13 protein-coding genes are annotated in these 14,011 nt (G+C 46.8%); 6 read left to right on the forward strand and 7 right to left on the reverse strand.

The annotated features are described in order from the left end of the window. Positions 1-11 precede the first annotated feature (11 nt). A complete protein-coding gene (locus tag QZT80_RS01075) occupies positions 12-311 on the forward strand; it encodes a hypothetical protein (RefSeq protein WP_295116744.1) in 300 nt (99 codons plus the stop codon). Positions 312-385: 74 nt separating this feature from the next. On the opposite strand, the gene QZT80_RS01080 is transcribed toward QZT80_RS01075, so the two are convergent. The 4 genes from QZT80_RS01080 to trpS all read right to left on the reverse strand — a co-directional run bounded on the left by QZT80_RS01080 (position 386) and on the right by trpS (position 4,961). Then, the gene (locus QZT80_RS01080) at positions 386-2,362 is read right to left on the reverse strand and encodes a hypothetical protein (protein ID WP_295116745.1); all 1,977 of its coding nucleotides are present in this window, start codon (positions 2,360-2,362) and stop codon (positions 386-388) included. Then, complete coding sequence (locus QZT80_RS01085; RefSeq protein WP_295116747.1) at positions 2,341-3,099, reverse strand: hypothetical protein; 759 nt, start codon at positions 3,097-3,099, stop codon at positions 2,341-2,343. The genes QZT80_RS01080 and QZT80_RS01085 overlap by 22 nt, the downstream gene beginning before the upstream one ends. A 187-nt stretch (positions 3,100-3,286) precedes the next feature. Beyond that, positions 3,287-3,919 carry a deoxynucleoside kinase gene (locus tag QZT80_RS01090; protein WP_295116749.1) on the reverse strand — a complete coding sequence of 211 codons (633 nt, stop codon included), beginning with the start codon at positions 3,917-3,919 and terminating at the stop codon, positions 3,287-3,289. Between the two features lie 34 nt (positions 3,920-3,953). Beyond that, positions 3,954-4,961 carry a tryptophan--tRNA ligase gene (gene trpS / locus QZT80_RS01095; protein ID WP_295116751.1) on the reverse strand — a complete coding sequence of 336 codons (1,008 nt, stop codon included), beginning with the start codon at positions 4,959-4,961 and terminating at the stop codon, positions 3,954-3,956. Positions 4,962-5,134: 173 nt separating this feature from the next. On the opposite strand from trpS, the gene QZT80_RS01100 reads away from it, so the two are divergent. The 4 genes from QZT80_RS01100 to QZT80_RS01115 all read left to right on the forward strand — a co-directional run bounded on the left by QZT80_RS01100 (position 5,135) and on the right by QZT80_RS01115 (position 7,083). Beyond that, complete coding sequence (locus QZT80_RS01100; protein WP_295116753.1) at positions 5,135-5,296, forward strand: hypothetical protein; 162 nt, start codon at positions 5,135-5,137, stop codon at positions 5,294-5,296. Between the two features lie 139 nt (positions 5,297-5,435). Further along, positions 5,436-5,726: an Asp-tRNA(Asn)/Glu-tRNA(Gln) amidotransferase subunit GatC gene (gatC, locus tag QZT80_RS01105; RefSeq protein ID WP_295116755.1), complete on the forward strand. Its 291-nt coding sequence runs from the start codon at positions 5,436-5,438 to the stop codon at positions 5,724-5,726. 2 nt (positions 5,727-5,728) lie between these two features. Beyond that, the gene (locus tag QZT80_RS01110; protein ID WP_295116756.1) at positions 5,729-6,439 is read left to right on the forward strand and encodes an ABC transporter ATP-binding protein; all 711 of its coding nucleotides are present in this window, start codon (positions 5,729-5,731) and stop codon (positions 6,437-6,439) included. Between the two features lie 83 nt (positions 6,440-6,522). Next, a complete protein-coding gene (locus QZT80_RS01115; protein ID WP_295116758.1) occupies positions 6,523-7,083 on the forward strand; it encodes a cob(I)yrinic acid a,c-diamide adenosyltransferase in 561 nt (186 codons plus the stop codon). Here QZT80_RS01115 and QZT80_RS01120 read toward each other — a convergent pair whose 3' ends face one another. After that, on the reverse strand, positions 7,084-7,788 hold the full coding sequence (locus QZT80_RS01120; RefSeq protein WP_295116760.1) for a hypothetical protein: 705 nt from the start codon (positions 7,786-7,788) through the stop codon (positions 7,084-7,086). A gap of 121 nt (positions 7,789-7,909) precedes the next feature. Between QZT80_RS01120 and tyrS the strand changes: the two genes are divergently transcribed. After that, positions 7,910-9,196, forward strand: a complete 1,287-nt coding sequence (gene tyrS, locus QZT80_RS01125; protein ID WP_295116762.1) for a tyrosine--tRNA ligase — start codon at positions 7,910-7,912, stop codon at positions 9,194-9,196. A gap of 369 nt (positions 9,197-9,565) precedes the next feature. On the opposite strand, the gene QZT80_RS01130 is transcribed toward tyrS, so the two are convergent. Both QZT80_RS01130 and QZT80_RS01135 read right to left on the reverse strand, forming a co-directional pair. After that, positions 9,566-10,870 (reverse strand): amidohydrolase family protein, encoded by a 1,305-nt coding sequence (locus QZT80_RS01130; RefSeq protein WP_295116764.1) that lies wholly within the window; start codon positions 10,868-10,870, stop codon positions 9,566-9,568. 18 nt (positions 10,871-10,888) lie between these two features. Then, the gene (locus QZT80_RS01135; RefSeq protein ID WP_295116766.1) at positions 10,889-13,954 is read right to left on the reverse strand and encodes an amidohydrolase family protein; all 3,066 of its coding nucleotides are present in this window, start codon (positions 13,952-13,954) and stop codon (positions 10,889-10,891) included. Positions 13,955-14,011: the final 57 nt, after the last annotated feature.

Below are 14,011 nucleotides of genomic sequence, written 5' to 3' on the forward strand. Positions count from 1 at the left end.
CATCTCATAAAATGAAATATTTGTGTTTTATAAAAGCAAGCCCAGGCATTTTTTTTGCTCATAACCCGCCCAAACATGGGCGTAGCGGGAAACTCGTTATTGAACGCTGCTTTGCTCAGTTCTACTACACTGCATCATTACTGCGATTAGTATTAATCCTGCATCAACCCCACCGCATCGGCACCTCACTATCGGGTAAAAATATCCAACATCGAATGCTTTATCAATGCAGTAAAACCATACAAAAACAATTTGGGCAGCCGATGACACAAAATTCAGATGGCATTGCCACCTTTTCCAGCATCAACTGATTCCGCGTCTACTTATTGTCAAGGGCACAACGAAACTACAAGTAGACGCACACCCAGTCTATTACGACGTGCAGTTACCACTTAGCAATTAGCTGCCACTGTACGAGCAGCTTGTTACCGGACAACTCCTCCCCAACATCCATCTCCTTTTCTGTGCGATGAAACCGTAACCAGCAATTCACTGATTTGGTTAAACGATATTGCAAATTCAGATAGTACTGCCAACCTCTTCCCGAAAACCTGGACATTGCATAGTCATACAACATGCCGTTTTCGGAAGCATACAATCCATTACCCTCGCCACTTACATCAAAGCGTGTCAATCGCCCGGCCAGCCGAAAACGACTGCCGGGAACTTTCGCCTGGAACTCCTGGTAGGCGAGCCAGCCGTGGTTCTTAGCTAACACTTCTACCTGCTTATTCAATTCCAGCCTTGTTCGCATGGATACCGATTCGTTGACTTTAAAATCGCTGAACCATCGGAAATTATACTTCTTCCATTGATGCAAATACGACATCACTTTATCGTCATCTTTCGCATTTAAAGCCTGTAACGCATAAGTAAAGCGCACGCCTGTTTCTGCCTGTTTTGAAGGACGCCAGAGTAACAGCAGCAAAGCATCTCTTCCAAAAGATGGCGCATCTACCCTATACCGCAACCATGGAAACATATATATGTCGGCATAGACGGAGACTTCGATCCGTGGATTAGGTTTTAATGATATGCCGGTGTAAAAACCCTGTTCATTTGCAGGTTTACTGCCTGCTGCAAATGCATTTGTATACAGCGACTGATAGGCTCTTGCAAACTTCCTGTACACCAGCGACAGATCGATTTTGGGGCTGATGCCTGCCAATATGCCCTGCAACACAGCCAGTTGCCCATGATGATCAACGGCTGCTTCTCCGAAGAAGTGAAAATTGCGCCAACCCTTCGCATAATCTGCACTTAGGTTCACGATACTTTTTCCCATAAAAGAGAATTGGCTGTATGGTTCCAGTTGTTTTTCCAATGGCGGCTGTAGCCGGTGCATGACAATGTTCATACCTGCATGCCCCTGTGCTATCCTATACTTTAAATTCGCCCCGGCAGAGAGTTGCCGGACGTTCCCCATTTTGCTTATCTCTATTGCTGTACGATGATACCCTGTTGTAACAAGTGAACTAATGGCGGAAGTGGTGGTATCACTGCCTGCATCTAATTTCCTCAGGGATGCGAAAGCGGTAAGTTCAACCTGCTTATGCTTCAGGGTAATACCGGCACCACGAAAAAAGAAATGCTCGCCGGCAGATGTATATGGCCGCAATACCTCTCCTTCCCGTTTCACATGCATTACCGCTGCCCCTTTTCCCAACGCCATGGAATGCCATTGGATAAGGCCCTGACCGAGATTTACCACGTAATCACCTATCGCCAGCGCATGGATTTTTTTGTAACGCCCCAAAAACAGATGTGCGCTGTAGAAATCAAATCCTTTTCGCTGTGCGCCATTGAAGAATTGCTCACCGGCATCCTTTTCCGCAGTAATGCCCCAGCTGGCATGACGCGGGAAACTATAGCGGTAACGAAACATTATTTTATCCGCGCTTCCGAGATAGTTAGCCTGTTGCCCCAACACCCTGGAATGTCTTAACAATAATGAATGTTCACCTTTTCGCCAGTAATCGGAAAGCGCAATCTGCCCTTCGTTTCCCACGCGGACATAGGGAAGTAAACGGCGTATTAGCGGCAGTTCAAAACCAGGTACAGCCTGCAGCTCAAAGATGCTTAACAATGCACCCAGCGAATCGCGGTACTGCAGGAAACCTGTTATCTCTAAAGGACTTAACAATCCCAATGCCTGCAACGCCTCTTCGTCCGCACTATTTAAATCGAGCGGACGGCTGATGTAAGCTTGCAATTGCTGCCACCACGCATCATCTTCGCTCTCATTGCCTGCTTCTGCCTGCAACTCCATGTTATTAAGCGTTTCACGATGCAACTCCTCCTGTGCATATAAAGGGAAAGTTATCATCACTCCTAACCATATCAAAATTCCTTTCGCTGCCATACAATCATGATATTTGGAGTGAGACCTAATTGCGGATGATAATTGCCAGTAACACCAGCTCTTATCTTTCCCTTTATTAAACTAATACCTGCATAGTTTAACTGCGGACTGGTAGCCGCACCCAGTAAACAGGAGAAATACTTAACCGGCCTGTATTCCAGCACACACAAGGCTTCCGGCGGACTATCATCCATCTTCCTGAACTCCATTGCTATGTTACATTGTGGCGAAGCAGTGTAACCGGCACCGGCCATGTATATCAATGGTAAATGTTTCGCTGAAGGATACTGAATATGAAAACCCGCCTGGAACTTTTCGGTGAGATGATACATCAATCCTCCATTTATCCTTAGTGAATTTTGTTTCCCATATCCGTATACGTTGATAATCTGGTAACCAAACCCTACACCCAGCCTGATTTTACTGCTTAACACACGACCGTACGACACCCCATACTCTTGCTCATTATATAATTTGCCACCGTAGGCATGAAGCATCAAACCGAAGGCCCCTGCAGGCACGGGCATTACCACAGACATGGTGTAGACGCTTATTTCCTTCAACATAAATTTTTGTTCCGCCAGCAATCCTGCCGTAGTGTGTTTGATTTGCGAAAGTGCTGCCGGTCGGACCGAGGCAGAGAACGGGTTAATGAAAGTATTGTTGTAAACTAAAGGCTGCGCACAGCAGTACCTGCCGAATACCAGGCAAGCGAAGAACAGTAACATGTTTTTCATGAGATAAATAAAGTATACTCTTTTGCAGCGGGCTATCTGCGGGTTAAATACAGATGCGAGAGGTTGGGAAACAAACGCATTTATTAAATGTCCTATCGGCTAAACTGGAGAATCAATTTGAGAAAAATTGATTGGGCTAACAACAATTTACAACTAAATATTCTTTCTATCCAAAATCAATTTTTCACTAAAAAAGACCAAACAATTCAGAATCAATACCAGAGATAATTTCACCGAGGTGTTCATCATTTTCCGGGAACTTATTTTTATCCACATCAATAATCAGCAACGGACCTTCTTTATATTTTTCGATCCAGCTGTTATAATATTCGTTGAGTCTTTTCAGGTAATCGAGGCGGATATTTTCTTCGTATTCACGGCCACGTTTCTGTATTTGCGCTACCAGTGTTGGTACGGAAGCCTGCAGATAAATCAGCAGATCGGGTGGTTTCACCATCGACTTCAGCGTAGAAAAAAAGTTGAAGTAGTTGTCGAAATCGCGTTTGGTCATCAGTCCCATTTCATAAAGGTTAGGCGCAAAGATGTGCGCATCTTCATAAATAGTTCTGTCCTGGATAACCACATCTTTGCCATGCTGAATTTCCACCAGCTGTTTAATACGGCTGTGCAGGAAATAGATCTGCAGGTTAAAAGACCAGCGCGGCATGTCTTCATAAAAGTCGTTGAGGTATGGATTATGTTCTACATCCTCGAACTGCGGCGTCCATCTGTAGTGCTTAGCAAGCATTTCAGTGAGCGTGGTTTTACCGGCACCTATGTTACCGGCGATGGCGATATGCCTGATCTTATTTTTTGCCATGCATCTGGGGGAATAATGATTGAATATATCTGTCTTATCCGTAGTAATTAATACCAATTAACCTGCGGGCCTCCTGCAATGTTTTGCTGGCGCTTTCGCGGGCTTTTTCCGCACCTTGTTTTAATACCTTTTGCAGGTATTCACTATCGTTTTGGATGGCTTTTGCTTTTTCACGAATGGGAGCAATAAAGGCTACCATATCCTCGCCCATCTGTTTTTTCATATCACCATAACGTATATTGGCGCCATTATATGCGTCTTCAAAGAATTTAACCGTATCGGGTGCAGATACCAGCTTCATGAGCAGGAACAGGTTCTCTATATAATCGGGCATCGGTGTATTCTCAGCGGTTGGCCCACTATCCGTTTTTGCCTTCATCACTTTTTTACGTATTAGTTCATCGGTGTCGGCCAGGTAGAGCGTGGACATTTCATTTTCACTCTTACTCATTTTTCCGGCTCCGTCGAGGCTGGGTATTTTTACCAGTGTATCACCATAATTAAAGGCTACAGGCTCCGGGAACAGTTCGCCATAGCGGTTATTGAAACGCTGGGCGAAGTTGCGGCTCATTTCCAGGTGTTGCTCCTGATCTTTACCCACGGGCACTTTTACAGCACGTTGCACCAGGATATCGGCCGTCATCAACACCGGGTATGTTAACAGTCCGGCGTTTACATTGTTCGGGTTCTGACGCACCTTATCTTTAAAAGTAGGCACTTTTTCCAGTTCACCCATGTAAGCCAGCATGTTCAGCAAAAGGTACAATTCGGCAATTTCGGGTACATCACTTTGTGCATAGAGGGTACATTTCTCCGGATCCAGGCCCGAAGCCATATTTTCGGCCAGTACACGGTATACGTTACCTCTCAGATCTTTGGGGTCCGGGTGGGTGGTAAGTGAATGCCAGTCTGCTACGAAGAAATAACAGTTAAACTCCTCCTGCATCCGCAAAAAGTTGCGGATAGCGCCGAAATAATTACCGAGATGCAAATAGCCAGTGGAACGGATGCCACTCACTACAATTTCCTTTGCTGTTGCCATAGTGCCGCAAATTAATAAAAAAAGTAGCATGGCCAGCGACTTTAGAAGAGTATATCTGGGAATCTTAAAGTGAGAGAGGGAACTGCATTAACTTTTGAACAACGAGCAACGAGCTTTCGTAAAGGGTTGGCTAATAATTAATTACTGGCAGCCTTATCATATATTGCATTTATATGAATACCGAAGACATAGCTTTACGTGTGCTGGAAATTGCCTTCACAGCTATTGTTAGTAGCAGCGGTGGATACTTTGCAGGTAAAAATGCTTTCGTAAACAAGGAACGCAACATAACATTCCGTGTGGAGAACTTCCCTGCGATTACCCAACAGCAATAAATCAAGCTTCAAGCCGTTCCTTTGTGGAATTAACATTTCTATACATCTTCCATACCAACAACGTCACCGTTTATCCCTATTTTTGAGGAATAAGCATAATTGTCAATAATATTTAAATCTTTTTCTATTTATTTGATTTATGGAAGTGAATGACGAATTGATACAACAGTTATCGACCCTCGCCAGGCTTGAATTTTCGGCTGATGAACGCAATGGTATCCGCGAGGATTTGCAGCGCATGATAACTTTTGTAGAAAAGCTCGGCGAACTGGACACCAAAGATGTTACCCCCCTGTTGCACATGACTTCTGACGTGAACGTGCTGAGGGAAGATGTGGTAAAACCCGTTATAACCCGCGAAGAAGGCCTTAAAAATGCCCCTTCTGCTAACGACCAATATTTTAAAGTACCCAAAGTAATCAAGAAATAACTATGTCACAGGCAGTTATACACCTCGAAAGCATCAGGAAAAGCTATTTTATCGGCAAAAATGAATTGCCTGTACTGAAAGGCGTTACCCTGGACATTCTTAAAAATGAGTACGTAGCGCTCATGGGACCTTCAGGTTCCGGTAAGTCTACGCTCATGAACATCCTGGGCTGCCTGGATACGCCCACCGGCGGGCGCTACGTGTTAAGCGGCCACGATGTTAGTAAAATGGAAGATGATTCCCTTGCCCGCGTACGTAACAAGGAAATAGGCTTCGTTTTCCAGCAATTTAACCTGATGCCCCGCCTCTCCGCCCTTGAAAACGTTGCCGTACCGCTTATTTATGCCGGTATCAGCAAAAAGGACAGGGACGAAAAAGCAATGGCCATGTTAGAAAAAGTGGGACTGGGCCAGCGTTATAAACACAAACCCAACGAACTATCGGGTGGTCAGTGCCAGCGTGTAGCCATTGCCCGCGCCCTGGTAAACGACCCCTCCCTGATACTGGCGGATGAGCCCACGGGTAACCTGGATACCAAAACCTCCATAGAGATCATGGAAATATTCGGCCGCATTCATGATGGCGGTAACACCGTGGTGCTGGTAACACATGAAGAGGACATTGCCGACCACGCCCTGCGTGTAGTGCGCCTCCGCGACGGCCTTATCGAATCTGACAAGCTGAATAACAGAGCTATTGCCGGCGTACATTAATACTAATAAGACATTATATATTGATAAAGGGGAGCAGCGATGTTCCCCTTTTTATATTAGGTTTGCCAGGTAATACGGTTATTATGGCAATGAAGATTTATACCAAAACAGGAGATAAAGGGAAAACATCCCTCATTGGCGGCACAAAAGTGTCTAAAAGTCACATCCGCATTGAAACATACGGTACGGTGGATGAGCTCAACTCCTACATAGGCCTGGTAAACGACCATACCTCCAACCCCCAGACTAAAACACTGCTAAAAGAAATACAGGACCGCCTTTTCACCATCGGCTCCTCCCTGGCCTGCGACCCGGACAAGGAAACCAAAATGAAGATCCCGGACCTGCATGAGGCCGACATCAAACTACTGGAAGATACCATGGATAAGATGGACAGTCAGTTGGAGCCTATGAAGTTTTTCATACTACCGGGCGGACATGTAGCCGTATCGACCTGCCACATTGCGCGTTGTGTATGCCGCAGGGCCGAGCGCCTGTGCGTAAGCATGCAGGACGAAGAGATGTTTGTAGAACCATTAGTGCTGCAATACCTCAACCGCCTTAGCGATTACCTTTTTATGCTGAGCCGCTGGACAGCCCACGAACTGGGTGTGGCGGAAGTACCATGGAAACCAAGGGTATAATTACTTTTTTAGCCCGGTGATGAGCGTAGAACCCGCTGCCTTACCACGCTTATCGGTCGTTTCCGTTTTCACCACGCCAAAGCCGGGTGCAAACCATTCGGTACCGGTAATGGCGAAAGGAGGCATCTTCATGCCCATCATCTGCATTTGCAGACTACCTGAAAAAGTGATCTTGTAGCAGCTCCAGGTGCCTGCAGGACTGGTTACATCTTCTTTACCTTCCACTTTACGGTCGGTAACCGTGTACTCCATACTCATGGGCGCACCGCTCGCGTCGCCTTCCATTTTAAACTTAGCATCGGGCAGGCTTTGCCCTTCCGCCATTTTTGCGGGATAGTTGATGAAGCTTTCGGAAGATTTCATGCTCGCCTTCGTATCTTTATTAGCGCCAGGCATAGCAGGCATCGCCATCTGCATATCGATATCGATACCATCGCCGTTACAGCGGAATTTGCCTTTACCGGAGTTCATGACCTTTCCTTTTTTGTCGGTCATAGTAGTGGTGAGGGAAGATTGAAGACCGCCGGCCGCGTTACTCACCTCATCTATCTTAATTTTATTAATGGCTGTAACTACCCCTTTGCCATCATAAACCGTCATTTCTACCTCCGCATTATTAAGGAGGAGAAAATAACTTTTACAGTCCTGGGAAACGGCGTACAACGTGGTACAGCAGAGCGCTAAGGCTAGAAGTAACTTTCTCATGTAGATGTATTTTGGGATTTAACTCACCGAATTTACGATATGTTTTCCAGATGCGGCCAGGGTGCGGCCGCTGTTATCTTTCGACGAAAAACAGTAGGTTTGCACAAATTTATTTGAACAGATGAACCTGATAGAAGAATTACGCTGGCGGGGCATGATACAGGATATAATGCCTGGAACGGAGGAACAATTGAAAAAAGAGATGACCTCCGCCTATATCGGCTTTGATCCTACAGCTGATTCACTGCACGTGGGCAGCCTGGTGCCCATTATGCTGCTGGTACACCTGCAGAAGGCCGGCCACAAGCCATACGCCCTTGTTGGCGGCGCTACCGGCATGGTAGGCGACCCTTCTTTTAAAGCAGAAGAAAGGAAAATGCTCGATCTGGACACGCTCCAGATCAACCAGCAGGGAATCAAAGCACAGCTTGAACGCTTCCTGGACTTTGATCCGGCGAAACCTAACGCAGCCGAAATGGTTAACAACTTCGACTGGTTTAAGGATTTCACGTTCCTTGACTTTATCCGCGATGTAGGCAAACACATTACCGTCAACTACATGATGGCAAAGGATTCGGTGAAGAAACGCATTGAAGGCGAAAACGGCATGTCGTTTACCGAATTTACTTACCAGCTTATACAGGGCTACGATTTTTACTGGCTCTATAAAAACAAGAACTGTAAGCTGCAGATGGGCGGTTCCGACCAATGGGGTAACATCGTAACAGGCACGGAACTCGTGCGCCGCAAAGCCGGTGGCGAGGCGTTCGCCTTTACCTGCCCGCTGGTGAAAAAGGCTGATGGTACCAAGTTCGGCAAATCCGAGCAGGGCAACATCTGGCTGGATGCTACCAAAACAACACCTTACCAGTTCTATCAGTTCTGGCTGAAAGCCACCGACGACGATGCTAAAAGCTATATTAAGACCTTCACTTTCATTCCTAAAGAGGAAATTGATGCGTTGATAGCTGAGCATGACAAAGCGCCTGAACAACGCCAGCTGCAGAAACGCCTGGCCAAAGAGGTGACTACCTTTATCCATAGTGCAGATGATTACGAGCAGGCCGAACGCACCACGCAAACCCTGTTCGGTAAAGGCCCATCTTCCGAAGCCCTCAAAACCATGAGCGAAGAAGAGCTGCTGCAACTCATGGATGGTGTTCCCCAGGTAGAAGTAACCACCGCAGATATCGAAGCAGCTAAAGATGTAGTTACCTTCCTGGCCGATGCGAAGGTGTTTCCCAGCAAAGGAGAAGCCCGAAAAATGATCCAGGGTGGCGGTGTTAGCATGAACAATACTAAAGTAACCGCTATCGACGTGAAGATTACAGATGAAGCGCTGATTAATGGAAAATATATCCTCTTCCAAAAAGGAAAGAAGAATAACATCCTTGTAAAAGTGGTTTAAATGAAATTTTTATATTGATGAGAACACCGGTCTATATGGGCCGGTGTTTTTTTATAGGAAGCATTCAACAAAAATGCATAAAGCATATTACAAATCGGGTTAAACATATCACCTCAAACACAAACCATATAACAAATTGGGTTAACCATATCACCTCAAAACATAAAGCATATAGCAAATTTGGTTAAGTATATCATCAAATTCATTAAACCACTCGTCCAAATCATAAAATGGAGAATACGAAGCATTAATCGATGAACCTGGCTGGTTAACTGATTACCCCCGGTTAATATATCAACAAAAACATAACCTCAAAAAAAACGCCTGCCATCTCACGATAGCAGGCATTTCATATCTCTAAACATGTAATTACAAACTATACTTGTGCTTATAGCGCTCGTACAGCTGCTTGTGCTTATTATCTAAACTAATTTCACGGCCCTGAATAAATGCGCGGGTTACGTGGTTGGTTTTCATGTCGAGGATGTCACCGAGGCTTACTACTATATTCGCATCTTTACCTACTTCCAGTGTGCCGGTTTTATCGGCTATACCGAGAATTTTAGCGGCATTGAAAGTAACAGCGCTGAGAGCTTCTTCTTTTGTGAGGCCATACGCACCGGCGGTGCCTGCGTTAAAGGTGAGGTTACGCTGCTGCCAGAAGCCTTCATTACCGATACAAAACAGCACCCCGGCTTTCTGTAACTGGGCAGCGGTTTTGTAAGGCTGGTCCACATCATCGTCCTGCGTTACGGGCAGGGCGTGCGGCTGACCAAGGATAACCGGGATATTGTTTTGCTTCAGCAGGTTGGCCACCATCCAGGAATCTGCGCCACCAACAATTACCACATCCAACCCAAACTCTTTCGCCAAATCCATAGCTACCAGTATTTCCTTTACCAGGTCGCAGTGAATGAACAGCTTTTGCTGTTTGGAGAACAGGCCTTTTATCGATTCATACTTCAGGTTAGTTTCGGCATGTTGACCCAGTTCGTTATATGCCTTTGCTTCGCGGAAGAAAGCCTTTACCCCTTCAATTTCTTCGAGCGCAGCCTTTACCGGGTCGGAGCCGGAAAGCGGCATACCTCCCGGGCCGGCGTACGGATTTGTACGGGCCATCAGGCGGGGCATGAAGAAGTGGAAACCGTTGTCTTTTTTATAAGCAGCGTCTTCCCAGTTCCAGGCGTCGAGCTGTACTACGGAAGAGGTACCGGAAATAAGTCCGCCCTGCGGAGTGGTTTGCGCAAGCAAAATACCATTGGAGCGCAGTGTGTTGATCACTTTTGAATCGGTGTTATACGACACCAGTGAACGTACGGATGGATTAATCTCCCCTACTTCTTCATAATCGTTTGTAGAGCGCACCGCTTCTACTTCGGTAAGACCCAGGTTACTATCGGGCACAATTACACCCGGATAAATGTGCTGGCCCTTTACGTCAAACACCTTTACATCGCCCTGCGGGATGGGTACGTTAGCACCCACGGCAACGATCTTTCCATTTTCAAATGCGATGGTACCATCTTCTACCACCAGCCCGTTGCCTACATGTATAGTGGCATGGGTAAGGTAGATGCGGCCCTTCTGAGCCGGTGCGGGATACACGGTTTCCTGCGCTTTCATTTGGGTGGAAGCGAGGGTGAGTCCCATTATATATAAGAATACTTTTTTCATTGATCTTGTTGTTTGCGTTTAAAATGCAGCTTTGCTGTCGCTCAGGATGTGATGCACGTGACCGGCCTGTAAATCCTCGCAATGGTAAATTTCCTCGCGGGTAGGTGTAGGGCGTTGTGTGGGCGCGCCACTTTTTTTATCACCGAGCATTTTGCGGATCAGGCGACTCCTTTCTTCAGCAATTCGGGTGCGGAGCTTCAGGTCCTGTTCACGGTCGAAATATACGATACCGTCTACGATGGTTTTTTCAGCTACCGCGTAAATACTCAGCGGGTGATTATTCCACAGTACCAGGTCGGCATCTTTACCGGTTTTGATACTGCCCGTTTTATCTGCAACATGCAACAGTTTCGCCGGATTAAGCGTCACCAGTTTCAGCGCATCCTGTTCGTCCATATCGCCGTACGTGATACTTTTAGCGGCTTCGTGGTTCAGGCGGCGGGCCATTTCGGCATCGTCAGAGTTAATGGCTACGGTTAAACCTACGCGCTGCATGATATTGGCGTTATAGGGAATTGCATCCTGCACTTCCATTTTATAAGCCCACCAGTCGGCGAAGGTAGAAGCACCGGCGCCATGTTCTTTCATCTTGTCAGCCACCTTATAACCTTCCAGGATGTGCGTAAACGTGTTAATGCGGAAGTTAAAGCGCTCCGCTGTTTTAAGCAGCATGTTTATTTCGCTCTGCACGTAAGAGTGGCAGGTGATGAAACGTTTTTTGTTCAGGATTTCCACCAGTGCATCCAGTTCCAGGTCGCGGCGTTTGCCTGCGCCTTGCTTCTCGTAGTCTTTAGCACGGGTAAACGCATCTGCCAATAACTGTTCTACGCCCATACGGGTTTGCGGGAAACGGGTAGTTTGCCTATCGCCCCAGTTCGATTGTTTTACATTTTCGCCTAATGCAAATTTGATGAACTGGTCGGAGCCCGCGAACTTCAGATCTTCGGCATTAGCGCCCCATCGCAGCTTTATCAGTTGCGACTGACCGCCAATCGTATTAGCAGATCCGTGCAGCAGGTGCGAAGAAGTAACACCGCCGCTCAGTTGGCGGTAGATATTAACATCATCAGGATTTACCACATCGGCTATACGTACTTCCGAAGTAACCGACTGCGTGCCTTCGTTTACACCGCGTGAAATAGCGATATGCGAGTGCTCGTCGATAATACCGGGTGTAAGGTGTTTACCCGTTCCGTCGATCACCCTGGCACCCGAGCCGGAAAGGTTTTTACCGATCTGCGCGATTTTACCACCGCGCACCAGTACGTCCGTATTTTCAAGTTTACCGTCCTTTTCGTTCGTCCATACCGTTGCGTTTTTGATCAACAGTACTTCCTGCTGCGGAGCCGTTTCCCAGCCATAACCAATAAAGGGATAGTATACCGTTCCGAGTTTCGGAGCGTCTTTCTTTTTCGCGGTATCAGCTTTAGACACAAAAGGTTTTGTGAGGGCGGCCGTCCAGGTAACGGGCTTACCTGCTGTATCCTCCCCTGTTCCGCTCCAGCCGCTAATACCGGCAATGCCGCTCAGGCGTAACTGTTGTTTACTGTCTTTCGTAAGTGGCAGTGTTAATTTCACCAACTGACCGGTGAGGCCGATCTTACCATTCACCGTATCTTTCTGCAATAATGCTACTGCGGGAGCGGTGTTGCTGCCTTTGATCTCCATAGTATATTGCTGGCCTGAAGTAAGCGAAAGTGTATAAGTACCGCGTACATCTCTCCATCCATCTGCCTTTACTTCATATTTATTACCCTGCACCCAGTTCTGGTAGATGATCGTATTTTCCGCGAAGATGGGTCCTGATGTAACGAGGAAGTTAGCCAGTTTACCAGCGTCCAGACTGCCCACTTTATCGTTGATCTTTAATAAAGACGCGGGGGTTTTAGTCAGCGATTCCAACGCTTTCTTTTCCGTCAAACCGTACTCGATCGCTTTACGCACCTGGGCCAGGAATTGTTTTACATCGCGCAGGTCGGAGGTGGTCAAACAAAAATTGATATTCGCTTTTTCGAAAGCTGCAGGTTCTGTAGGTGCCAGTTCCCAGTGTTTCATATCACTGAGCGATACAAATCGGGCATCGTTAGGATCTTCCATATCCATAGCCAGTGGAAAGTTTACCGCCAGGATGAAGCTGGCGTTTGTGCCCGCTATCTCTTTTATACGCTGATATTCGTTGTTGCCCGACTTAATAATATATTGAACACCGAATTCGTCACCAATTTTATCGGCACGTAAAACGTTCCATTTATCATTGGCTTCAAATATCTGTGGATACTGCTGTATGTCGTTCCAGGCTTTGAGGCTGAGGTTCACCCCTTCTTTTGCCGGCGCGGTTTTATACCACTGTGCATCCAGGTAAGACTGGCGCAGGAGGGAAATAGTGCCCATCAGCGAGCCTGGATAATCCTGCGTGGATGTGCCTTTATCAAATGAGTAATGTGCAGAAGCTTTCTCCTTCACAATTACTTTATTCTCCCGGTCGTTGGCGAGTGTTACCACCATACCCGTACCGCGTGCAATACCGTCGGTCTGATGTGTTAGCACCGTACCAAACCCTTGTTCGCGGAGCGCTTTGGCTTTATCTTCATTTACAGTAAACAGGTCGATGGCATTTACTTCACTTTTAATAGCCTGGTTCCAGCCATAAGCGCCTTTTGTACCGGAGAGGAATTGCGGTTCCGCGCCTCTGCGACCGCCGCCGCCAGCACGGGAAGGCGCAGTTATACCATAGTCGCTGTAAATATCAACAAAAGAGGGGTAGATGTATTTGCCCTGGCAATCGATCACCACGGCATCTTTGGGGATGGTTGTCCCGGCACCTGCGGCCACGATTTTACCGTTGCGTACCACCAGCGTGGCATTCTGCAGGGTAGTTTGCGCATCTTTCACCAAAGTGGCATGCGTAAAGGCATAACAACCATCTTTGGGTTCGGCCACACCATTTACGGGGTAGGTTACCTGCGCCTGCGCTGCGGTTGCCATCAACAGGCTACAACATCCCACTGCCAGCCAGGCAAAGGAACGTTGCGCGTGCCCAAATACCAGCCGCGTGTTCTCATAAAATAAAGTTCCGGATTTCATGCAGTTATAATTGTTTATTTAGATTTTGTTTTTCTGTCAACTGGTTGATAAATACGG

This window comes from uncultured Chitinophaga sp., assembly GCF_902168175.1.
Taxonomy (GTDB): domain Bacteria; phylum Bacteroidota; class Bacteroidia; order Chitinophagales; family Chitinophagaceae; genus Chitinophaga.

Bases quoted from the DNA above. Each gene is read 5' to 3' on its own strand.
- QZT80_RS01075 (WP_295116744.1), top strand. From the start codon at position 12: ATGAAATATTTGTGTTTTATAAAAGCAAGCCCAGGCATTTTTTTTGCT.
- QZT80_RS01080 (WP_295116745.1), bottom strand. From the start codon at position 2,362: ATGGCAGCGAAAGGAATTTTGATATGGTTAGGAGTGATGATAACTTTC.
- QZT80_RS01085 (WP_295116747.1), bottom strand. From the start codon at position 3,099: ATGAAAAACATGTTACTGTTCTTCGCTTGCCTGGTATTCGGCAGGTAC.
- QZT80_RS01090 (WP_295116749.1), bottom strand. From the start codon at position 3,919: ATGGCAAAAAATAAGATCAGGCATATCGCCATCGCCGGTAACATAGGT.
- trpS (WP_295116751.1), bottom strand. From the start codon at position 4,961: ATGGCAACAGCAAAGGAAATTGTAGTGAGTGGCATCCGTTCCACTGGC.
- QZT80_RS01100 (WP_295116753.1), top strand. From the start codon at position 5,135: ATGAATACCGAAGACATAGCTTTACGTGTGCTGGAAATTGCCTTCACA.
- gatC (WP_295116755.1), top strand. From the start codon at position 5,436: ATGGAAGTGAATGACGAATTGATACAACAGTTATCGACCCTCGCCAGG.
- QZT80_RS01110 (WP_295116756.1), top strand. From the start codon at position 5,729: ATGTCACAGGCAGTTATACACCTCGAAAGCATCAGGAAAAGCTATTTT.
- QZT80_RS01115 (WP_295116758.1), top strand. From the start codon at position 6,523: ATGGCAATGAAGATTTATACCAAAACAGGAGATAAAGGGAAAACATCC.
- QZT80_RS01120 (WP_295116760.1), bottom strand. From the start codon at position 7,788: ATGAGAAAGTTACTTCTAGCCTTAGCGCTCTGCTGTACCACGTTGTAC.
- tyrS (WP_295116762.1), top strand. From the start codon at position 7,910: ATGAACCTGATAGAAGAATTACGCTGGCGGGGCATGATACAGGATATA.
- QZT80_RS01130 (WP_295116764.1), bottom strand. From the start codon at position 10,870: ATGAAAAAAGTATTCTTATATATAATGGGACTCACCCTCGCTTCCACC.
- QZT80_RS01135 (WP_295116766.1), bottom strand. From the start codon at position 13,954: ATGAAATCCGGAACTTTATTTTATGAGAACACGCGGCTGGTATTTGGG.